The sequence below is a fragment of the Microvirga sp. VF16 genome (assembly GCF_016864375.1).
Lineage (GTDB): Bacteria > Pseudomonadota > Alphaproteobacteria > Rhizobiales > Beijerinckiaceae > Microvirga.
The window spans coordinates 1100531-1120238 of the sequence record NZ_CP069355.1; the positions used below are offsets into that span (position 1 = coordinate 1100531).

The 19708-nt window shown below is 60.5% G+C and carries 23 protein-coding genes and 1 pseudogene; 14 read left to right on the plus strand and 10 right to left on the minus strand.

All coding sequences use genetic code 11. The features are described from left to right. Positions 1–83: 83 nt before the first annotated feature. The 6 genes from JO965_RS30680 to JO965_RS30700 all read right to left on the minus strand — a co-directional run bounded on the left by JO965_RS30680 (position 84) and on the right by JO965_RS30700 (position 7063). Positions 84–974, minus strand: a complete 891-nt coding sequence (locus JO965_RS30680) for a LysR family transcriptional regulator (RefSeq protein WP_203444669.1) — start codon at positions 972–974, stop codon at positions 84–86. A 335-nt stretch (positions 975–1309) separates the two neighbouring features. After that, the gene (locus JO965_RS48990) at positions 1310–1438 is read right to left on the minus strand and encodes a hypothetical protein (protein WP_256451922.1); all 129 of its coding nucleotides are present in this window, start codon (positions 1436–1438) and stop codon (positions 1310–1312) included. Between the two features lie 12 nt (positions 1439–1450). Next, positions 1451–3592 (minus strand): DNA/RNA non-specific endonuclease, encoded by a 2142-nt coding sequence (locus tag JO965_RS30685; protein ID WP_203444670.1) that lies wholly within the window; start codon positions 3590–3592, stop codon positions 1451–1453. A 134-nt stretch (positions 3593–3726) separates the two neighbouring features. Then, the gene (locus tag JO965_RS30690; RefSeq protein WP_203444671.1) at positions 3727–3978 is read right to left on the minus strand and encodes a hypothetical protein; all 252 of its coding nucleotides are present in this window, start codon (positions 3976–3978) and stop codon (positions 3727–3729) included. 412 nt (positions 3979–4390) lie between these two features. Further along, positions 4391–5389, minus strand: coding sequence for a phasin family protein (locus tag JO965_RS30695; RefSeq protein ID WP_203444672.1), 999 nt, complete (start codon positions 5387–5389; stop codon positions 4391–4393). A 1107-nt stretch (positions 5390–6496) separates the two neighbouring features. Next, positions 6497–7063: a TetR/AcrR family transcriptional regulator gene (locus JO965_RS30700; RefSeq protein ID WP_203444673.1), complete on the minus strand. Its 567-nt coding sequence runs from the start codon at positions 7061–7063 to the stop codon at positions 6497–6499. A gap of 1312 nt (positions 7064–8375) precedes the next feature. Here JO965_RS30700 and JO965_RS30705 point away from each other — a divergent pair. The 9 genes and pseudogenes from JO965_RS30705 (at position 8376) to JO965_RS49610 (ending at position 14364) form a co-directional block, all read left to right on the plus strand. Next, complete coding sequence (locus JO965_RS30705; protein WP_203444674.1) at positions 8376–8918, plus strand: helix-turn-helix domain-containing protein; 543 nt, start codon at positions 8376–8378, stop codon at positions 8916–8918. A gap of 14 nt (positions 8919–8932) precedes the next feature. Continuing rightward, positions 8933–9490, plus strand: a complete 558-nt coding sequence (locus tag JO965_RS30710; RefSeq protein WP_203444675.1) for a transposase — start codon at positions 8933–8935, stop codon at positions 9488–9490. 167 nt (positions 9491–9657) lie between these two features. Then, positions 9658–10071 carry a helix-turn-helix domain-containing protein gene (locus tag JO965_RS30715; protein WP_203444676.1) on the plus strand — a complete coding sequence of 138 codons (414 nt, stop codon included), beginning with the start codon at positions 9658–9660 and terminating at the stop codon, positions 10069–10071. Continuing rightward, entirely contained in the window at positions 10068–10658 is a 591-nt protein-coding gene (locus JO965_RS30720) for a transposase (RefSeq protein ID WP_246776965.1), read from the plus strand. The genes JO965_RS30715 and JO965_RS30720 overlap by 4 nt, the downstream gene beginning before the upstream one ends. A gap of 215 nt (positions 10659–10873) precedes the next feature. After that, positions 10874–11170, plus strand: a complete 297-nt coding sequence (locus tag JO965_RS30725) for a hypothetical protein (RefSeq protein ID WP_203444677.1) — start codon at positions 10874–10876, stop codon at positions 11168–11170. Positions 11171–11309: 139 nt separating this feature from the next. Continuing rightward, positions 11310–11774: a hypothetical protein gene (locus tag JO965_RS30730; RefSeq protein ID WP_203444678.1), complete on the plus strand. Its 465-nt coding sequence runs from the start codon at positions 11310–11312 to the stop codon at positions 11772–11774. 173 nt (positions 11775–11947) lie between these two features. Further along, complete coding sequence (locus JO965_RS30735) at positions 11948–13159, plus strand: RNA-guided endonuclease TnpB family protein (protein ID WP_203444679.1); 1212 nt, start codon at positions 11948–11950, stop codon at positions 13157–13159. A gap of 201 nt (positions 13160–13360) precedes the next feature. After that, positions 13361–13639: pseudogene (locus JO965_RS49605) on the plus strand (D-alanine--D-alanine ligase); the annotation flags it as partial. A gap of 125 nt (positions 13640–13764) precedes the next feature. Then, entirely contained in the window at positions 13765–14364 is a 600-nt protein-coding gene (locus JO965_RS49610; RefSeq protein WP_371826910.1) for a hypothetical protein, read from the plus strand. Positions 14365–14550: 186 nt separating this feature from the next. On the opposite strand, the gene JO965_RS48995 is transcribed toward JO965_RS49610, so the two are convergent. Both JO965_RS48995 and JO965_RS30745 read right to left on the minus strand, forming a co-directional pair. Then, complete coding sequence (locus tag JO965_RS48995) at positions 14551–14673, minus strand: hypothetical protein (protein WP_256451923.1); 123 nt, start codon at positions 14671–14673, stop codon at positions 14551–14553. After that, entirely contained in the window at positions 14670–14834 is a 165-nt protein-coding gene (locus JO965_RS30745) for a hypothetical protein (RefSeq protein WP_203444680.1), read from the minus strand. Before JO965_RS30745 ends, JO965_RS48995 begins: the two co-directional genes overlap by 4 nt. A 199-nt stretch (positions 14835–15033) precedes the next feature. Here JO965_RS30745 and JO965_RS30750 point away from each other — a divergent pair, with 199 nt between their 5' ends. From JO965_RS30750 to JO965_RS49615, 3 genes are all read left to right on the plus strand, one after another. Next, positions 15034–15267, plus strand: coding sequence for a hypothetical protein (locus JO965_RS30750; RefSeq protein ID WP_203444681.1), 234 nt, complete (start codon positions 15034–15036; stop codon positions 15265–15267). 4 nt (positions 15268–15271) lie between these two features. Next, positions 15272–15502 (plus strand): hypothetical protein, encoded by a 231-nt coding sequence (locus JO965_RS30755; RefSeq protein WP_203444682.1) that lies wholly within the window; start codon positions 15272–15274, stop codon positions 15500–15502. 221 nt (positions 15503–15723) lie between these two features. Next, a complete protein-coding gene (locus tag JO965_RS49615) occupies positions 15724–15951 on the plus strand; it encodes a hypothetical protein (protein ID WP_371826962.1) in 228 nt (75 codons plus the stop codon). A 7-nt stretch (positions 15952–15958) separates the two neighbouring features. Here the strand turns inward: JO965_RS49615 and JO965_RS30760 are convergent, their stop codons facing one another. After that, positions 15959–16123 (minus strand): hypothetical protein, encoded by a 165-nt coding sequence (locus JO965_RS30760; protein WP_203444683.1) that lies wholly within the window; start codon positions 16121–16123, stop codon positions 15959–15961. 509 nt (positions 16124–16632) lie between these two features. After that, positions 16633–16785 (minus strand): hypothetical protein, encoded by a 153-nt coding sequence (locus JO965_RS30765; protein ID WP_246776966.1) that lies wholly within the window; start codon positions 16783–16785, stop codon positions 16633–16635. 449 nt (positions 16786–17234) lie between these two features. Between JO965_RS30765 and JO965_RS30770 the strand changes: the two genes are divergently transcribed. Next, positions 17235–18563 carry an IS5 family transposase gene (locus JO965_RS30770; protein WP_203443374.1) on the plus strand — a complete coding sequence of 443 codons (1329 nt, stop codon included), beginning with the start codon at positions 17235–17237 and terminating at the stop codon, positions 18561–18563. Positions 18564–18867: 304 nt separating this feature from the next. Further along, positions 18868–19461: a hypothetical protein gene (locus tag JO965_RS30775; protein WP_203444684.1), complete on the plus strand. Its 594-nt coding sequence runs from the start codon at positions 18868–18870 to the stop codon at positions 19459–19461. Positions 19462–19708: the final 247 nt, after the last annotated feature.

Below are 19708 nucleotides of genomic sequence, written 5' to 3' on the forward strand. Positions count from 1 at the left end.
CCATCGCAGCATCCGGCGGAGCGACAGCTTGACTCCCTGGCAAACCGGATCATGCTCGGACATTCCGGCCCCACAGGTCATGCTCAGTAGGCCCAGCTCCTCGCCTTCATGACCAGAAAGTCGCGGAACACCTGCAGGCGCGCCACCGAGCGCATTTCCTCCGGATACACGAGATAGGTGTCTAAATGGGGCCAATCGAGATCGCGAAGGATCCGCACGATCCCCGGTGCTCCCTGCATCGCGTACGCCGACGCCATGCCAACGCCGGCCCCGGTCTGGAGGGCGTGCTTCAATGCCATGCTGTCATTGACCACCAGATGTGGCTCACGGGGGTTATTGGAGTCACGCCCTAATGAGATGAGTTGATGCATCTCCAGGATGTAATCCGGTTGATGACCGCCCAGGCAAACGATCCGGTGACGGTCGAGATCCTCGATGCCCTTTGGTTCTCCCACCTGCTCGAGATAGGAGCGTGCGGCGTAGGGATAGTATTGAACCGTGAAGAGCCGCCGCTGGATCAGATCGGCCTGGATCGGCTGCCGGAGCCGGATGGCGATGTCGGCTTCCCGCATGGCAAGGTCAAGTTCATCATTGGTCAGGATGAGCTCGATCTGAATCTCGGGATAGAGATCCAGAAACTCGGAGATCCGTCGGGCAAGCCAGGTCCCACCCAGGCCTACCGTCGCTGTCACCTTGAGATACCCGCTTGGCCTCTCTTTGGTGTCCGTCAGGTGCGCGTGTGTTGCCTCCAGGCGCTGCCAGACGTCACGGGCGCTGCGAAACAGAACGTCCCCGTGCTCGGTCAGGATCAGGCCGCGGGCGTGACGATGAAACAGCTTCACCTTCAGATCGCGTTCGAGGGCCGCTATCATCCGGCTGATCGAGGATTGGTTCAATCCGAGTTTCGCGCCGGCACGGGTAAAGTTGCCAGCCTGAGCCACCTCATAGAACAGCCGAACTTTCTCCCAATCCACAGCCAATCCCCCTCGGCACTCTCCTAGCGTCTAGCCGAGGCGGCGCCAAGCTGTCATTCCGATGCTGAGCGCCAGATCGAAGTGGGCCATCCCCAGATCCATCTTGATGTGGGAAGCACAGGGGCGGGTCCTCGCGCGGACTTGGATTCTAACAGCCGGAGTTCGCATTCGTATGACAGACTTCACCGACATTCTGGGCGCTGCTGCAGTGACAGCGCGGAATGCACACTGGTGTTGCGGCGACAGCTCATGCTGCCATCTGTCCCACTGACCTTCAGGCCCTTTCGCCCACAGGTGCCGTCCGCAAGGGCTTGGGCATAGCGGCCGTGCTCAGCCTAAGCGAGCCAGCTGATGGCGAAGGTCACCGCGGTGAGTGGCTGCCGCGCCGTGGCGCTTCCCGCACCCCAAACGGTCGCGGCCTTCTTGAGGGAGCGGACCAGAACGCCAAAGTATAGCTCGCCCACCGCTGGCCTTTTTCAAGGTAAGGCGCTGAACGACCGAATGACCCGAAGTCCACTCCCCTCAGCTCCGTCAGGGGCCTGCCCCTCGAAGGTGTCATGCGGCTTCAGATGGCTCATGTCGAAACCCGTCACCCGTTCAATTCGCTGCAAGGAGGCGAGATATTCATCGACTTCCGGGGCGACTTCCTTGTTCTCCCGCAACGTGGTGCGCCGGCGCTTGAGGAGCCTCTCATGACTGGCAAGAAACCCGGTCACGCGGGGCTCGCCGTCAATCACCCGAATGATGACCTTCCAGAATGTCCGCGGAACGAAAACGCCCTGGTCATCGAGATCGTCATAGCCTGGATCGTCCTGGCCGAACACCGGACCCTGGAGGACCGTCATGCGCGATCGGTCCATGGTGGCGCCAAACTCAAGATAGTGGCGTTCAATCCCCTGCCAGAACTTGAGGGATTGGTTGAACAGCCAGTGCTGAGGCGTACAATTGGTTCGGTGAAACGTGTCCGCGTTGGCGCGAACCGCCTTGGCCGGGGTCCCCCAAGTCGGATCGGTCCGGCGGGTCAGATGACCCCGGTCAAAATAGGTGCTGTTCGCCGAGTAAAAGCTTTGCCCGACATAATAGGACGGGTCCATGCGTGGATCGTCGTACCAGGTCTCTCCCTCCGCTCCGATCTCGCTCGGCAGTCCGGTTTCGCGATCAATGTCGATGTAAGTGGACCCGTCGATGTTGGTTGCCGTGAGGAAGGCAAATCGGCGATCGGCGTTCATGATGACGCTGAAATGTTGATATTTCAGTTCACCGGCCTCGTGGTTTGGCTCATCCGGCTTGAGTGGCGCAATGGAGCCTTGGACGGGCGCGACGATGGAGCTGAGAGGGAATTTGTAACCCGGCAGAAATCCTGGATCGTAACCACGCCGGTTAGGATAATTCCGATCAAGGACAACCTTCTCGGGGCCTCTCGCGGTGTCGACCCGTACTGAGGAGGCCGCGCTGGACACATGGTCTGGAGGTGGCAGAGGGGGCGTCTCGGAGCGCAAGACAGGAGCGAGCGCAGGAGAGTCAACGGCATATCCTGGTAGCCGGATGGAGACCTCGAGCGGGATCATTAGGGTAGCCTCGGATGCAGACGCCTTCGTCTTTGAGTTCTCCATTGTGCGCTCTCCTCCAGAACCAATGCTCGTTTCTCCCTCCGGTGAACGGATCTCTTGCGGATGCGACGGCGGCGTAACGTCTAGGGCTTCCCGAAGGAGATGACGTTTGTCACCATCGGCCATCTCTGGCAGAGAGGCTCGCAGGTGTTCGACAATCCTGCTAATCCGCACGCCTTCGTTGACTGTGATCGGGATCTCTTGCCCATCGACACTGCGCGTGTCCAGGAACGGCTTGCCCCAGTGATGCAGAGCGACAACTTCCCATGCATCGTTAAAGACCGGCGATCCTGACGATCCGCCTTCTGTATCGGCCTCATAGTGAAGGACGCGGTCGAGCCGACCCATGATTCGGTTTTCGCGCAGCACGATTTTCTTGTGCCAACCATTGGGGTGCTGGACGATGTTAACGGCCGCACCCTTAGCGTGCTTATCGGGCCGATCGCTGAGAGGACAGAAGCCCTGGTCGGCGAGACTCCCACGACCATGCACGCGATCGCCCACAGCGACCACCGTGAAATCGAGATCCTTCCAGCCGACCGTGTAGAAGAAGAGGTCAGGTCGCAATTTGAATACAGACGGTTCGACGGCTGCCAGTCGCTCGCCGCGCTCAAAGTTGAACATGATCCATGCCGTCGCAGCCGTTTCCTCATCAAGCAGCACGTGATTGTTGGTGATGAACAGGCTGGGACTGATCATGAACCCGGAGCCCAGCGAGGTACGACCCTCGTCGCCGACGATGTGGGCCACGGAACGGGCCGCCCGGGCTCCCAACGTGAGGAACACAGCGTCGACGAAATCAGCGGTGTCACCCTGGGTGGTCTCCGCACCTTCGGGCACTGGCTGGTCCCGCGCCGCCATTCGGCGGGCGAAGCCTTCACGACGGGCATCGTCCTCTTCCGCATAGCGCGCCTGTCCTTTGGCGATCAGGCGCCGCGATCGACTCCGTTGCTCCTGGGTTCTCGCAATGCGTTCGGCCACGAGTTGATCCAGCTCTGCTCGGTTCATCCCACCCCCCTGCCGCTAAAGCCAAAACTACCTCTTGATCTGATAATTGATAGGATTCGTGCTTGCTGGACAAGTTGAAGTGGCGTATCTGCCCGGCGACGAGGACAGATCACAGCCACAAAATGCTTTCGGCTTCATTCGCCCCAGCCCTCCGGATCAATGCGATTGAATCCGTCAATACTTGTCATTTCGTCCTTAATCTGAAAATAAGTATGGTCGAAAAGATCAACCATGCAAAGATCGATGGGTTTAACGTCCGATGCGTTGAGGGGAGGGGTTGCTTTGCTCGCCTCCACCCCCGCGGCAACAGGCTCAGAGCAGAAGAATCGCTCAAAGTCCGCTCTGGTTTTCGAGAGTGAGCCTGTCGTTTTGCCCGTGCCAGCCATCCGCATTGCCTCAGCGCCATGGCGATCGGGAGAACCGTGGCGGGCGTCGCCGCTTGATCCGTAAGGTAATGGGAGTTGCCTCAATGCGCCCAACGCCAGGGAACACGACACCGCCGCCGACCCGATCACTGCGACGCGCTATGGCATGCCCTGGGATGTATCCTGTCGGCTGGTGCGAAATGCTCTGAGCACGCATGTCTTCGAACACGTCTTGGGCTGGACGAATGTTATGAGTTGGCTGATGCCCTGCGTCCATGATGCCGCGATGAAACCTGTCGGGGGACGAGCGCCTCAGCTGGCAGCCCATGAGGCCGGCGAGAGGCAACCGCCTCGCATTCGATTTGGGGCCTGTTCGTCGACGGCTCCTGGCTCGTGCGCCAGGAGCCTATCAGGGTGATCGCTGTGGCGGCCCTTAGGCTACACGGCTGAAGCGCTGGGCCGTTTGCTCGGCTCGCATGGTGACAGTCCGGGTCGCCTCATCGGCCACTTGGATCGTCAGTTCCGCCATGCGGCGGCTGGTCTCGAGGGTCTGTTCCAGGTTGTCGCGGATGAGGGAGCTTTGGGTCGCAATCAGATCGGTGACGGACCGGCAGCGCGCGAGTTGGTCAAAGCCATCGAGATTCCGCTGCAGGCGCTTCGCGCTGCGTTCGAGCCATTCGTGGGAGATACCCTGGACCCCGCGGGCCAGGGCGGTCCCGGATTGGGCCACCGCGCGGAGGTTCTCCGAGGTCTGCCCGGTCAGGTCATGCGCATCCCCATTCGGAAGACCGAAAAGCCGCAAGGTTTGGTTGGTCGAGCGGCGTGCCACCTCCGAAACGGTGCCAAAGCTGTTCTCCACCACCTCCTGCATGGTGCGGACCAGGGTCTGGGCTCCTTCGATACCAGCCCTCATGGTCTCTGCCACGTCGTCCGTCACCTGCCGGACAGCTTCACCCTGCTCGCGCGAACTCCGAGCCTCGGCTCGCTTGGTCTCGTCACTGCCTGCCATGTCATCCTCCACTTGTTCAACGACCGCCTTAGCTTCCTCGTCACTCAAGACCTTGAGCACGGCGGGAAGCAGTTCCTTCTTGTCATCCCGGATATGCTGTTGGAACACTCTTTTCAGCTCGGCAAGGTGGCCGAGGAATTCGCTGCTGTTCTTGGGCATGCGCTCCAAGTCTGCCAGGAGCGCACTCGTTTCGGCGTTGTCACTGGTGGCGTCGCGCAGGAGGTCATCCATCCCATGCCGTCTCAAGACTGGAAAGAGATGCTGCTCATGCAGAATGGCCAGAAGCTCCAACTCCTCCTTCAGATCTCCGAATAGCCGCTCCCGGGTTTTGACCGCGTTATCGGACGTGGCGAGCAGCTTGTCGAAGAACTCGTTCACCTTGTCCGGTGGTGTCTGACTGAAGCGTCCGCTGGTTGCCATCATCCCTCGCAAATTGTCAAAGGGTTGCCTTGCGCTTGGCGCCTGGGTCGTGGGACTTGGAAACTGGTGCCGTCGAATACGGGCTTATCAGGCATTTCTGAGATGTGTTCGCAACAGCAGTATGACAAGGATGTCGGATTTCTTTGTAGGGATGTGCCGCCATGTCATCAGATCGAGGCGGGGCTGGGGGAACGGATATGGTCTCCTCGGCCGGTGCGATGGCATTTGCAGCTGTCGCCAACATTCGCCATTGGCTTGTGCGGTCGAGATCACAACGGAACGCTGCTGAAAAGGGCGGACCTGAGACGAATGAACCAAGGCCTGCAGGGCACCTCGACACACTCTAATTTCGGCGGCTGCGGCGATGTTACCTTGCACAGGCAACGGGGAAGACCGTCGTACCTGCCATTGGCGGTCACCAAGAATACCTCATGCTGGAGGACCGTTCTGTCCCAGCTCCCGAGACAGGAAGGACCAGGTGCTCATTTCAGTGCCGCCGCATAGAAATAGCCCCTCGCGCACACGTCATGGGAGGGACCAAGTGAACACAATCGGAGTGTGTGAGCGGTCCGAGCCGCATAGGCGAGATACTTACGCTTGGTGACGGCAGTAAGGCTAAGAAGAAGCAACGGCGTGACAGCGGCTCAGGCCCCCTGCCTTCAGACATGGGGAGGACGTCAGATATGGGAAGCATCTTCAGAACCATTTTAGGACGCCGCCTCCACCCACTCGGTCCCCCGTCCGATAATTTTCGGGAACGGAGATTCAGATTGAAAAGAGACGAGCCCATGCACGTGTTCGGAACCTTTGAGTTGGAGATCAGGCCGGGGACCCCGGACAATCCAGCCTCCGTCAGGATTGCCGTCCTGTGCTACGCCAGGGGCGCAGCGCCTGTTGATGACTCCGGAATGTGCCTCCCGCGAGAAAGTAAAAGGGCAGATCAATTCCCTGCAAGACGAACTGGACGAAATCTGGGAACGAGCTGGCCGAGCCTTCCAGGCCGCCTAATTGTTTGCTTTGCGCCTGACTTGCCCAACCCGGTTCAACAATCCGCAGTGGATGCTGTCATCGATCACCACAACTTCCCCAGTGGTGTCGCGCCTAGGAACGCTACTCAGCGATGCCGTTACTCAACAGGCGGTTGACGGCTTGGACGACCCGCTCGTGCTCCTCCTCCGAGAAGGGGCTGAGATCGTGCATCACCAGGCTGTTCAGGCCCTCAATGGCCAGCCAGCCCACCAGCGCCGCGTCCAGATCATCCGACGTGGCTTTCAGGTTCTCCAGGGTTGCCTTGATGACCGCGCGCACGGGATCAAGCAGGCGCGAGTTCTCGGCCGAGGCGGCCAGCAGGCCATTGGCGACCTCCTTCGTCCTCCCCTTGCGCAGCTTGAGCAGCGCCGCCGTGCACAGGCGCGCTTCCAGGTTGCGCCCGCGCTCGGCCTGAGCGCGGAGCGCCTCCCGCTCCGCCGAGACCTCATCGACGAGACGCTGGATCATGGCCTGAAGCAGCGCTTCCTTGGTGGGAAAGTTGTAGAGAAGCCCGCCCTTGCTGAGACCTGCCCTTTCGGCAACGGCGTCCAGCGTCAGACGTCCCGAACCGATCCCGCTCACAAGCTCCGCAGCCGCGTCGAGAATCCTCTCGCGGGAGCTCTTTCGGCCTCGAACATGTCCCGTCATCGCTACCCTTGCGCCAAACCGCCCGACCGAAATACCCCCGCCATATCAGCGCCCAGCCTTTCAGCGTCAAGACGAGAGCGTTCCCCACAGCTGAGAGTCTCGGCGCGGTCCTGTCATGGAGCCGAGGACTGGCTGAGGCACCTGGCGGAACGCACTCTCATGGGCACGGGTGACCGTGTTGGCCTTTCTCGAGAGCATAAAGAACCGTGGGGCAAGAATGTCGCCTGCGGTCTTGGCTCGACTTTCAGTGCCGTCGAGTGGGCTGAATCGCAGCCTTCCGGAGAGGACCTCTCGATGGCTGCCCCACACAATCTCATGCTTCCCAGGAACATGCGATCACGGGCGCCGATTTGGGCGAAGATCGGCGAAGGCCACACCGGCTACCCCATTGCAAGGCGCGAGCTCGGCAAAGCCCTGCATGGAGGCTCGCTGTAGCTGTTGTCGAGCCTTGCCCCGTCCTTGTAGGGTTTCAGTCGCAAGAGGCATCGCATCGAGACCGGCCGCGATAGTTGTGAGATGCAACTATACCAACTCGGAATTGCGCAGAACCGCCCCTGCACTGGCTGCCGGCGCCAATCCTCCACTCCGTGCGCTCATTGTATTGATAGGAAACGCGCAAAGACCTTCGCGCCGTGCGACCAGAACCACAGCCGACCAGAGAGTAGGATGATGTCCTCGTTGTCCTCGATGGCAATGCTCGTCAGAAGATCTGGCTGGCTGCATGGCCGCTCCAGGAAGTCTCGTGGAGCAGCGCGGGAGTCCCGGAAGGCTGCGAGGCTCGAGAAGGTCCCAGGACTGACTGGCCGAGAGCGTGGAAAACTGAAGGACAGGGGTCGCACGGACATCTCGCGCGCAGCATCCAGCATCGACTTATTGTCTGTTTCCAGACAGTACGTCTGTCTGGAAACAGACAATAAGTAAGAACTATGTAAAAAATCCAATTCCGTAATCGATTACATTGCCGGCAAGGGATTTTAAATATGAATCCGTGATGGTAATCGACGTGCGCGGCTCTCCCATGTCCCAGACGCGCGCGACGTCGTCCTCCCTCCGAGGAGAGTCGTTTCTCTCAAACTTTGGCTGCTGATAGGGGCAGCCTTTTTTACCTGACTGGAGCGTGCTGATGGCAGGAAAACTGTAACTCAAGCCGGACTCCGTCAGGCCGTGGATCACCAAGACGTCGTGACTAAGGAGCACGTGGCACCCCGCGTTGATCAACGCCTTCAGACAATTGGTACCGTACTTAGTGGTGCATCCGGCAGGTAGAGGGGTATAATGGCAGTCCCTTCTGACCTGCTGGCGGAGGCGATCCATGGCACCGGTCTGCTTACGGGACTTAACCGCTGAAGAACTCGCGACCGTCAAGCGCCTGGCTCACTCCCACACGGCTCCGGCCCACCGCGTGCAGCGTGCGCAAATCATCTGGCGCGCCAGTCACGGTGAGAGCGCCTCGGCGATTGCAGCCCGGGCTGGCCTGGATGGAGAGACCGTGCGCAAGCGCATTCGCCGCTTCAACGCGGAAGGCTTGGAAGCGCTCAAGGACCGGCACCGTTCGGGCCGCCGGCCGACCTACACGCCCGAGCAGACGGCCACCGTGATTGCCACCGCGTTGACCAAGCCTCAGACGCTCGGGCTGCCGTTTGCTGCCTGGACGCTCGACCGATTGGCGGCCTACCTGCACGAGCACAAAGGTATCGCCATGCAACGCAGCCGCATCGACGAGATCCTGCTCCACGAGGGCTTGCGCTGGCGCAAGCACGAGACCTGGTTCGGGGAGCGGGTTGATCCAGCCTTCGCCGAAAAAAGGGGAAGATCGAAACGCTCTACACCAAGCCACCTGCGGGCAGTTGTGTAGTCTGTCTGGACGAGATGGGACCGGTGAGCGCCAAGAGTTATGCCGGGCGGGCGCTGGTGCAGACAAAGACGCGACCAGCCGAGCGCGCGAGACAGGAGATTGACTATGGCCGCCGCGCCAAAGGCTACATCTTCGGTGCATTCTGTCCCGCAACGGGTGAAGCCTTCACGCATCCCTATCCTGGACGCGGCAGTGCGCCTTGGGTCGACTTCCTGGACCAGGTTGAGACCTGGATCCCGAGCTCGACCAAGCGGGTGTACGCCATCATGGATAATCTGAGCTCGCATCGCACAACCGACGTGCTGCTGTTTGTGCTGGCGCATCCGCGTTGGGAGATGGTGTTCCAGCCCAAATACGCGGCTTATCTCAATCTAATCGAGCCCTGGTGGAAGATCCTGCGTTCACTGGCGTTAGCGGGCCGGCGCTTCGAGAATTGGGACGAGATCGCCGATGCGATCCACCGCTCGACAGTCTACTGGAATGCGCACCGCCATCCGTTTGTCTGGGGCGGACGCCGTCGGCATCGCCCACGCCGCTCACCCGGCATTGCACTCCTGCCGAGAGCGGCGTGACTTCCCGGATGCACCACTAAGTAGGTCGCCATAAGACTTGCAACGCGGGCGCTGCGGGTGTTCCCTGGGGAGCATGCAACACCATGATCACTCTCCCGAGGCGTGGCTTGACGAGGCGGATCGCAAGCGGCTTGCCGCAGCGCTTGCTGGCGCCCCGGGAGGCCCGTGTGTATCGCCGCCTCGAAGCGCTGCTGCTGGTGGCCGAGGGGCATTCTGTGGCCGAGGCGGCCCGCCGCTGCCGCGTCAACCGCTCCAGCGTGCATCGCTGGCTCGTCCAGTATCGGGCCGAGCATGAGGCCACGGCCCTGATCGACCGGCCGCGCAGCGGGCGTCCCCGCCGTCAGCCGAGGCTCACGCCGCAGCGGCTGGCGGCGGCCCTGGCGCGCGACCCGCGCCGCTGCGGCTATCAGGCCACAAGCTGGACGGTGCCACTGCTGGCGCACGACCTGGCCACAAAAGGCCTCGCCGTCAGCCCGCGGACCCTGCGGCGGCGGCTGCACGAGGCCGGCTATCGCTGGAAGCGGCCGCGCTACGTCTATGTCGCGCGCGCGGCTCACCTGCCGCAGAAAAAAGGGGCTTGATCCGGCGGCTGAAGGCCGGCTGGCACGGGGGCGATCGGCTGCTGTGCCTCGACTGGACGCTGCTGCGGCTGTTTCCACCGCTGCGCGCGACCTGGGCGCTCAAGGGCACCCAGGCCCTCGTGCCGATCACCGGGCGCAACGCCAAGCGGGTGCTGTTTGGGGCGATTGATCTGCGCAGCGCGCGCCGGGTGGTGCTGATCCGGACCCGTGCCGGTCAGGCCGACGCGCAGGCGTTCCTGCGCACGCTGCGGCGCCGCTACCGCCGCGCCGGCTGGCTCTGGCTGCTCACCGACCGGGCGAGCGCCCACACCGCCCCACAGACCCTGGCGCTGGCCACCCGGCTGCGCATCCGCTTCGTGTGGTTGCCCCGGCAGGCGCCCGAACTGAGCCCGATGGATCAGCTCTGGCGCGAGCTCAAGAGGCTGGTCGCGGCCAACCGGCAGGCCGCGTCCATCGAGGTTCTGGCCGCCGATGCTGCTGATTGGGTTCTGACGCTGACGCCGCAGCAGGCGCGTCGCAAGGCCGGCATGGCATCCAAACGCTTCTGGCTCAGGAAGCTGTTGCAGAACTTTTGGCGACCTACTTAGGAGACTGTGAGAACGTTAAGCTCTATTCCTTCAGTGCCGCCACTGAACGCAGCAACGGTCGGCCACACGCCTCATCGACAAGATCGTTCTTGATGCCGCACCGGATGGGCCATTGAAGACGCGGGTGATGGTGTTCAAAGACCCCGTGTGACTTTGGGTGTGAGTGTGGCTGCGGCGCAAACGATAGTGGTCTCCTGTACCAGGGATAACAAGCCATGAAACTGCAACACATTGAAGCCGTCGCGCGCGCTTTCTATGAGAGCCAAGACGATGCGGGTCGATGGGATTTCGAGCCGGAGCTGATTAAGGCCCGATTTCTCGCCTACGCCGAAGAGGCTCTTGTAATGCTTCAAGAGTATGATCGGATGGTGCAGTTGGCGGGCCTGGAGCACGACCTTGTCAGATCGGACATAGCGACGTCTTGCAGGGTGAACCCTCGAGCGAAGCAACACGGTCGAGAAGGTGCAAAAACTGAGTCCGCCGCGGAGGTTGATGAACATCAACTGAATTAGCCATGTCGGCAAGTTGAAGCTTCCTCCTATGTTTCGGCCAGTTTTCGATCAGTCATTGCAGGCGTATCGAGCCGGACGTTGGGAGGAATTGTTGTTAAGAGTTGAACTGTCGCCGTCAACAGCAACGTATGGTGATCGTATGGCTGAGAACAATGAGCAGGATTCTCCTCGTTTCCTAAACAGCCTCAGGCCTGATCAACAGCAGGTGGCCCTCCTCATTGGGCATTCGCTTGTGGACCTTTACAGCGATGTGCTCAATGCCCCCCTCCCACCGCATCTTCTGGCCTTGGTCGGGCAACTTGCACGAGTCGGTCCGCGCGATCGGCACCCGCCGCGCGAGGAGAACGGGGTTCGGCCTTGCTCGAATGGCCGTGACCGCTACTACTTTGACGTCCAGTGCGACGATGAGATGTCCTGCACCGACGCAGAAGGAATCGATCTTCGTGCTCACGAGGACGTGCGCCACAAAGCTTTGCAGGTGGCTGGGGAGCTCACCAAGGAGCGGATCCACACGCACAAGCGGATCACCGTCCGGGTGAGAGATGCCGGTCCCGAGCCAGTCTTGGTCGTGGAAGTTTCCGTGGCCGAGTTCAGTCGTCTTTAGAACGAGCGATCGCTGTCACGTGCAGTCTGGCGGGTGCGAGCAGCTGCCTGCTTAAGGGGGTCAGACAAATACCAATGATTGCGCGAAAGGCCCCGCTGTTCATGGCGGGGATGGACAGCGCAGGCGCCGCGAGGCGCCTTGCTTTCGTTCCCGGTCCGTTCTACAGCTAAGCCATGCAACGGCTCCAGGCCTACACGTTCGCACTGCTGAACCCGACGGGTGCCGATGAGCGGGCCATGCGCCGCTCCTGCGGCTCGCGCCGGTTCGTGTTCAACAAGGGCCTGGCGTTGCAGAAGGAGAGGCACGCCGCGGGGCTGAAGCACCTCTACTACGCTGACCTGTGCAAGCACCTCACGGCCTGGAAGGCCGATCCGGCCACGACCTGGCTGATGGTGGCCGACTCGCAGGTGCTGCAACAGTCCCTCAAGGACCTGTGCCGCGCCTACGACAACTTCTTCAAGGGACGCGCGGAGGTCCCGCGGTTCAAGAGGAAGGGCCACCATGAATCATTCCGCTACCCGCAGCGCTTCAAGCTCGACCAGGCGAACGGCAGGATCTACCTGCCCAAGATCGGCTGGCTGCGCTACCGCGCCTCGCGCCCTGTGGAGGGGGACATCTCGCAGGTCACCGTCTCGCACAGGGTCGACAGGTGGTTTGTCGCGATCCAGACTGAGCGAGCGGCGGAACGGCCCGCCCATCCATCGACCTCCATGGTCGCGATCGACCTGGGCGTGGCCCGCTTCGTCACGCTCTCGGACGGGTCGTTCGTGGAACCCGTGAACGCGTTCCGCAGGTCCGAGGCGCAGCTCGCCAAGGCGCAGAGGCGGATGAGCCGCAAGATCAAGCACAGCAGCAACTGGAAGAAGGCCAAGGTGAAGGTCCAGTCCATTCAGGCCCGCATCGCCCGCATCCGGCAGGATTTCCTGCACCAGACCTCGACGCAGATCAGCAAGAGCCACGCGATCGTGTGCGTCGAGAACCTGAAGGTCAGGAACATGACGGCATCGGCGGCGGGGACCGTGGAGCATCCGGGGACCAACGTGCGGGCCAAGGCGGGGCTGGACAAGGCGATCCTCGATCAGGGCTGGGGCATGTTCGTGCGCCAGCTCGCGTACAAGCTGGAATGGCGCGGCGGGATGCTGGTCGAGGTCGACCCGCGCAACACCAGCCACCGCTGCCCCGAGTGCGACCACGTGGACGCGGAGAACCGCCGGAGCCAGGCGCGCTTTGCCTGCGTGTCGTGCGGGCACGAAGCGCACGCCGACCATGTCGGCGCGATCAACGTTCTAACGGCGGGACACGCCCGGCTAGCCTGCGGAGAGACTTCGCCCGATGGGGCGTCGGCCCAGGAACCCACTGAGGCGAGGTCGCGCCTCGCGGCGTGACACGCGGCAGGAATCCCCTCCGTTCACGGAGGGGAGGATGTCAACAATTGAACCGATATCTTGCACGCTGTTGACATGTCACTGAACTAGGATCAAGCAGGGTCGCACCGTCGGCCAGGGTACCGCCCACGGTCTGGATTGCTGATACGGTGAATCGATCGATAGTGGGGCTGAACTTCATCTTCGGTGGCTCTCAATCTCATGCGCAAGACGGTCCTTTTTGGCGGTGTCAACCGCGAACATCTCGTGTCGGTCGCGAGCGCCCAAGCCTTGGCTGACGCATTGCCGGAAGCAGACTTGTGGTTCTGGAGTCGGGATGGGCTCGTTTATGCCTGCGACCGCTGTGTTCTCATCAGCCACACCCGGCCGTTCGAGGTGGACTTGCCGGTGCAAGGAGAACCGATCGGCAGAATTGAGGCTGCCCTTGATCATGCAAGCAAGGAGCACAGGTTACTGGTCCTCGGGTTACACGGCGGGATGGCGGAGAGCGGGAAGCTGGCCGCTTTATGTGAGGATCGCGGCATCCGATTTACCGGATCCGGATCGGCAGCCAGCCAACTGGCCTTTGATAAGGTCGCTGCCCCTTTGATAAGGTCGCTGCCAAAATGGCTGTCGCGGAGACGGGCGTTGCCACGCCGCCCTCTCTCTCGCTTGCGTCCGCTGCGACCGCTCTCGCCACCTATGGCAAACTTGTCGCCAAGCCTGTCGCTGACGGCTCGAGTTATGGTCTGTTTTTTGTTGAGAGGGAGGAGGATCTGAGCGCCCTGAGCGACGCGGTTCACAACGAAGCCTATCTCATCGAGCCATTCATCGCGGGCATCGAAGCGACGTGTGGGGTCGTGGAGCACAACGGGGCATCGATTGCTCTGCCGCCTGTCGAGATCCGCCCGGCTGAAGGTGTGTTTGACTACGCGGCGAAGTACCTATCGCCCGCCACGAGCGAGATCTGCCCGGCCAGTTTCGGAGAGCAAGTAAATGCAACATTACAAGCGGCAGCGCTCAAGGCTCATTCAGCCATCGGGGCAAGCGGGTACTCAAGGAGCGACTTCATCGTGACTGAAGATCGCGTGGTCTTCCTCGAGATCAACACCTTGCCGGGCCTGACGAAGGCCTCACTCTTTCCAAAAGAGTTGGCGGCTCAAGGGATCGGATTTGCTGGGTTTCTCCACGGCCAAATCGAGCTCGCGGCGGCCCATTCTGGCTAACCAGCATCTCTGATGATTGTGCCCAACACTTGGCTGGGCTTCGTATCTGGCGAAGTGCCTCCAGCCTCAAGGCTCACATGGTCGATGACGGAGAGATCCTCCATCAAATATGACGACCATCCTTAGCCTTTTTAGGCGGCTGCGCGTCTCGAGCAACGCCGTGACGGCGGCCTGATGCCGGCTGCATCATTCTTCCGCTTCGCCGAGAGCCTTATCGTAGCGCCGCTCAAGGACCGTCTTCTCTTTACGAAGCTCCGTCAGTTCCTGTGCGAGGCGCTTGATCGTGTTGCGAAGGGCCAGCTCGATCATAGCCACCTGGCCGGCGGAGCGGCAGGGACGGTTTCGGCTTCCACCTCCACGGCCTGATGCTGCTCGTTCGTGCGGAGCTGCTCGATCGTATCCTTAAAGTGGGTGTAGAGGTATTGGTGGCTCACCCCCGCCTGCTCGGCCACCGTCTTGACGGAGAGCATGAGGAAATGCGGGGCAACAATGGCGCCCGTCGTCTCGGCTCGACTTGCACTGCCGTCGAGTGGGCTGAATCGCGGCCGTCCGCAGGGGACCTCTTAAGGGCTGCCCCACAGAATCGCTTGCTCTCGAGAAAGGCTATCTGCAAAGCCGGGAGAGCTTGATGGAGAGGGCAGCGCAGAGGAAGGAGAAGGAGTGAAAGTGATGATGTTGATTTCAACCGTTGTGGGCGGGCTCTTCCTCTACGTGATTTTCGAGCGGTTCCTGAAGAAGGCTCTTCACCGAAAGCAAGACCAACGCAAAGCCATCGAGATTGGCACGCTGATCGCCGCAATGATTGCTGTGGGGCTTGCGGTTGCCAGTCTGGCCTACACGCTCAGTGTGATCGATGCTCTTGAGGGGCGGATCACAGCACTCGAAAAGGCGGGGCGGAGTTAAAGTCTTGAACCGGGAACGAGCCATCATGGACGACTGGTATCCGGTCAGGCTGGCTCCGCGCGACGGAACGCCCGTGATCCTCTGGATTGAGGACGAGGAGGCGCCGCCGCCCGTTCCAGTGACGGTCGGGATCTGGGAAACCGACGATATCACCGGGCTGAGCCACTGGCGCGTCTTCGGGGGTCACTACGGGCCATCCGAGCGACACACCCGGATTAACGCTCTGAAGCAGTAAGATCGGAGGTGGTGGTGTTGCCGGCAATGTGCGTCCTGTGTCTTCCTAATCACAGGGTTTAGAAGTTTCTGCGACACGAAATTGCGTAAACGATTACATTGCCGACACAGGGTTTCAAGGCCGAAGCCGCCACGGTAAAGGGCTTTGGCGACGGCGCCTGCTTGCGCGTCCCGGCGCGTCAATTCCCAGGACAGTCGCTCCTCCTCAACTCAGGTAATCATATGCGATGCTTCTTTCACTTGGCGAGTACGCACGACCAGATCTTGGACAACTGCGGGCTCGAGGTCGCAGACCTGGACGCATTACATCATCAAGTAGCGCGGACGATCCATGAAGTCCGCCAGGACGATGCTCATTGTGAGGAGAATTGGCGCGACTGGCAGCTCAATGTGGTCGATGAGGCGGGGAGCCTTCTCATCTCAGTCCCGCTTGGCATCCCGCCAGCCTGAGACGGATCTACGCGCGGCGGGACGGCGATTGTCCATCGCTCGGGGGCGTGGAGGAATCGGGATTCAGCCGCGCCAGGATAGCCTTCATATAAGCGGAGACCTGTGCAGCCTGCGTGGTCTGCTGTGAGGATTGGGCGCTCGTTCCACCAGTATTCTTCGTGTCGTCGGTCATTGCCGATTTTCCCTGCATATTGGCGGTAAACAACGTTTGGTACATCCTTGCCCCACTTAAACGAACGTAGTTTGACCCAGAGGTTTCCTCGCTGTCGCTATGCATGGAAATTATGGGTGGTGTGGCAGATGAGCTACAGACAACAAAACAGGTAGCAGTGCTACCTGTTTGAAGTTGCCTTTCACTCAAGCAAAAATTATTTTTGCAGTGCGATACGGCGATTGGCGTCGTCCTATCGCAGCCCTTCTTGGGCGTTTCCTCCCTAAACTTCGGGCCGCTGGCAACAGTGGCCTTTTTTCTTGGCAGGGAGATTATTCATGCTTCGAAAGGCGGGCAACAGGAAAGATGTTGCTCTCACATAGCACAAAAGTAGCACAACCATCCTAGCGGCTGTCGTGCTTCTAGGTCTGCTCAGGCGTTGCGTACAGCGGCGCCGGCTTCCGACCGTTGTTCATGTCTGTCTAGAACCATCATGCGCTCCTGCTACTCGGGCAGGTGAGAGAGCGCTGTCAGAGTATGATGCCTGCATTGAGACAGAGGTAAGCAACGATCACAGTGCCGAAGATGATGAGAAAGGCAGTGACAGCCAGAGTGACCCAGCCGATTCGGGTTTCACGAGCCAAGCGCTCTGCCACCGCGTGTCGCTTCTTATCGAGCGCCATATCCGTCTCGTTGTGTCCGTAAACTATTGCTGCCCCGTTGCGGATGAGGCATCTCCGGCAAGGTCGGACAGGTGCGCTCTTGTTCCTATTGTAGGACAGCTTGGATAGAACAGCCAGTCCCTAAGCGGGTAGGGAACTGCGGCAGGACGTCATGCCGAGGGTATGGCATGACGGGGTGAAGAGAGGGTTGAGCCAGCCCAATTTAAGCCATTCGCCTCTTACAGTTGCAGCTTGACCGAAAGATGATATGTGATTCCATCCAGTCGGTCTGGGCTGGGTTGGGCGATGATAATCGATAAGAAGTCACGTTATTTTCAGAAATATGAACTTGTACTTAGTCGGCCCTGAATAACCCACAACTTGTTGGGGCAGAAGGATTCTTCGTCGTCACGAAGCATTGTAAAATGCCAGCATCTGGGGATGGACCCGCTTAAACCTGGTGTTTTGCCATGGGACCCAAGCCGACGCTGCCGAGTTCCGGCGATCTCTACCGCAGCCGCCTCGACCAGATCCTCGATCCCCGCCACGCGTTGTTCCGCCTGGCTGCTTTGATCGACTGGCACCGCTTCGATGAGGAGTTCGGCGGCTTCTATCGGCCCCTGGGGCGGCCCGCGAAGCCGACGCGCCTGATGGTCGGGCTGTCCTATCTCCAGCATACCTTCAACCTGTCCGATGAGGCGGTGGTGCAGCGCTGGATCGAGAACCCGTATTACCAATGGTTCTGTGGCTGTGAGTACTTCCAGCATGAGTTGCCCTGCGATCCGAGCTCATTGACGCGCTGGCGCAAACGGCTCGGACCCGACGGACTGGAGACACTGCTGGCTGAGACGATCCAGGCCGGGCTGGAGAGCGGCGCCGTGCGCTCGTCGAGCCTGGAGCGGATCAGCGTCGACACCACCGTGCAGCCCAAGGCGATCACCCATCCGACCGACGCCAAGCTCTATCTCAAGGCGTTGCAGGCTCTGGTGCGACAGGCCAAGCGGCACGGCCTCGCGCTGCGGCAGGCCCACACGCGCCTGGCCAAACGCGTGGCCGTGCAGGTCGGTCGCTATGCCCATGCCCGGCAGATGCGGCGCATGCGCCGCGAACTGAAGCGGCTGAAGACCTATTTGGGCCGGGTCTATCGCGATGTCGCCCGCAAAGTCACAGGCGATGAGGTTCTCTTACGCCGGTTTGCTCCTCTGCTCGGCCTCGTAGAACGTCTTCTGTCCCAGGAGCGCACGAGCAAGAACAAGCTCTACAGCCTGCACGCGCCCGAGGTGGTGTGCATCGCCAAAGGCAAGGCGCATCGGCCGTATGAGTTCGGCAGCAAGGTCGCGCTCGCGGTGACCAACCGCGAAGGGTTCGTGCTCGCCTCCAAGGCGCTGGAGGGCAATCCGTATGACGGCCATACGCTCGGCACGACGATCGATCAGGTCGTGGCCATGACAGGCATCGAGCCGGAGCGGACTTATGTCGACCAGGGCTATCGTGGGCATGACTACGCCAAGACAGATCGGGTGTTCATCACCCGGCAGCGGCGGGGTCTGACGCCGACGATCAAGCGCGAGCTGCGACGCCGGTCCGCGATCGAGCCGACGATCGGGCACATGAAGGCGGACGGGCGGCTGGGACGCAATCACCTGCTCGGCGCAGCCGGCGACGCGATCAATGCCTTGCTCGTGGCCGCCGGGCACAACCTGCGGCTGATCCTGAACTGGCTCAGGCTTTTTGTTGCCTGGATCATTGCAGCTCTGATGGATTCATTTGCGCAACCGGATACTTCTCAAGCCGCCTGAAATCCAGCGCTAGCCCCGTGCCGACGCATTATTCAGGGCCGACTAAGTAGAAGAGCCTGAAAAACTGGGCAGCTGACCACGATTGGAATGAGATACGGGTTCAGCTCCGCATGCCCAATGACCGAACTCGTCTAGTAACAATGTCGCGAGAGGACGACGCGGCCGCTATATTATTTGTAGCGGCTGAACAGGTTTCCGTGGCTGAGGACCTTGCCGTTTGCACCGAAAAAGTTAATGATACACTCACACAAGAAGCACTGAAGATGTTCAAGCTTGACTGGGGCGAGGCAGCGAAAGGCTAACAATGTGGAAGCTTTTCTATCCGCTTCGATATTTTCGTCTAAAGAACGATGAGAAGCGTTGGTTAGACTGGATCCCAACCCTCGTCCTGACGCTGATCGTTTGGGCGCCGTTCGCGTTTGTCCCGGGCGCGTCTTTCTTTCGTCCAGATGGCTTCCTCGATAAATTTCTAGGACTTGCAGGTGCCCTGACAGGCTTCTATGTGGCCGCACTTGTTGCAGCGGCGACCTTTGCGCATCCGGACCTCGATAAAACAATCAGATCAGGACCGATTGCTCTGATAGAAAAGGATTCTGACGGTCGGCCGGTTGCGCAAGCACTGACGCGACGGGAATTCGCTTGCACAGTATTCGGGTACCTAGCTTTCGCGGCATTCGCAGTGTCTTTGTTCTCTGCAATAGCAGTGGGAGTTAGCGAGGCGCCTTGGGCAAAGATCTTAGGCGCGACGGTGGCTTATTACGTGAGGGCCATAGTGGCGCTTTGCTTCAGTCTGGGCATTGCCCATATGACAGTCGCTACCTGTTTAGGCCTCTATTACATGATGGATCGCCTCTATCGTAGCGATAGGCAGATCATTTCAAGGAAAATCTCCGCATAGAGAAGCGGCTAAGGATTCTGCCCCCTTTCTACTCCCCTCCCTGTCCGGGAGAGTGGAGTAGGGTTTAAATTTGGCGCGGTATGCCTGAGCGCAGATCTAGGGATTCCACAGTCTCTGTCCGAATAGCTGCCGGATTGACGTCAGCCACTCTCCAGTTGGCAGGCAACCCCTCCAGGACTGCATCGATTGCTGCAGCTTCGGAGGTCGTCCGGATGAGGTAGAAAATGCTCTCCGGCCCACCGACCTC

Bases quoted from the DNA above. Each gene is read 5' to 3' on its own strand.
- JO965_RS30685 (WP_203444670.1), bottom strand. From the start codon at position 3,592: ATGAACCGAGCAGAGCTGGATCAACTCGTGGCCGAACGCATTGCGAGA.
- JO965_RS30690 (WP_203444671.1), bottom strand. From the start codon at position 3,978: ATGGCTGGCACGGGCAAAACGACAGGCTCACTCTCGAAAACCAGAGCG.
- JO965_RS30695 (WP_203444672.1), bottom strand. From the start codon at position 5,389: ATGATGGCAACCAGCGGACGCTTCAGTCAGACACCACCGGACAAGGTG.
- JO965_RS30700 (WP_203444673.1), bottom strand. From the start codon at position 7,063: ATGACGGGACATGTTCGAGGCCGAAAGAGCTCCCGCGAGAGGATTCTC.
- JO965_RS30705 (WP_203444674.1), top strand. From the start codon at position 8,376: ATGGCACCGGTCTGCTTACGGGACTTAACCGCTGAAGAACTCGCGACC.
- JO965_RS30710 (WP_203444675.1), top strand. From the start codon at position 8,933: ATGGGACCGGTGAGCGCCAAGAGTTATGCCGGGCGGGCGCTGGTGCAG.
- JO965_RS30725 (WP_203444677.1), top strand. From the start codon at position 10,874: ATGAAACTGCAACACATTGAAGCCGTCGCGCGCGCTTTCTATGAGAGC.
- JO965_RS30730 (WP_203444678.1), top strand. From the start codon at position 11,310: ATGGCTGAGAACAATGAGCAGGATTCTCCTCGTTTCCTAAACAGCCTC.
- JO965_RS30735 (WP_203444679.1), top strand. From the start codon at position 11,948: ATGCAACGGCTCCAGGCCTACACGTTCGCACTGCTGAACCCGACGGGT.
- JO965_RS49610 (WP_371826910.1), top strand. From the start codon at position 13,765: ATGGCTGTCGCGGAGACGGGCGTTGCCACGCCGCCCTCTCTCTCGCTT.
- JO965_RS48995 (WP_256451923.1), bottom strand. From the start codon at position 14,673: ATGATCGAGCTGGCCCTTCGCAACACGATCAAGCGCCTCGCACAGGAA.
- JO965_RS30745 (WP_203444680.1), bottom strand. From the start codon at position 14,834: ATGCTCTCCGTCAAGACGGTGGCCGAGCAGGCGGGGGTGAGCCACCAA.
- JO965_RS30750 (WP_203444681.1), top strand. From the start codon at position 15,034: ATGATGTTGATTTCAACCGTTGTGGGCGGGCTCTTCCTCTACGTGATT.
- JO965_RS49615 (WP_371826962.1), top strand. From the start codon at position 15,724: ATGCGATGCTTCTTTCACTTGGCGAGTACGCACGACCAGATCTTGGAC.
- JO965_RS30760 (WP_203444683.1), bottom strand. From the start codon at position 16,123: ATGACCGACGACACGAAGAATACTGGTGGAACGAGCGCCCAATCCTCA.
- JO965_RS30765 (WP_246776966.1), bottom strand. From the start codon at position 16,785: ATGGCGCTCGATAAGAAGCGACACGCGGTGGCAGAGCGCTTGGCTCGT.
- JO965_RS30770 (WP_203443374.1), top strand. From the start codon at position 17,235: ATGGGACCCAAGCCGACGCTGCCGAGTTCCGGCGATCTCTACCGCAGC.
- JO965_RS30775 (WP_203444684.1), top strand. From the start codon at position 18,868: ATGTGGAAGCTTTTCTATCCGCTTCGATATTTTCGTCTAAAGAACGAT.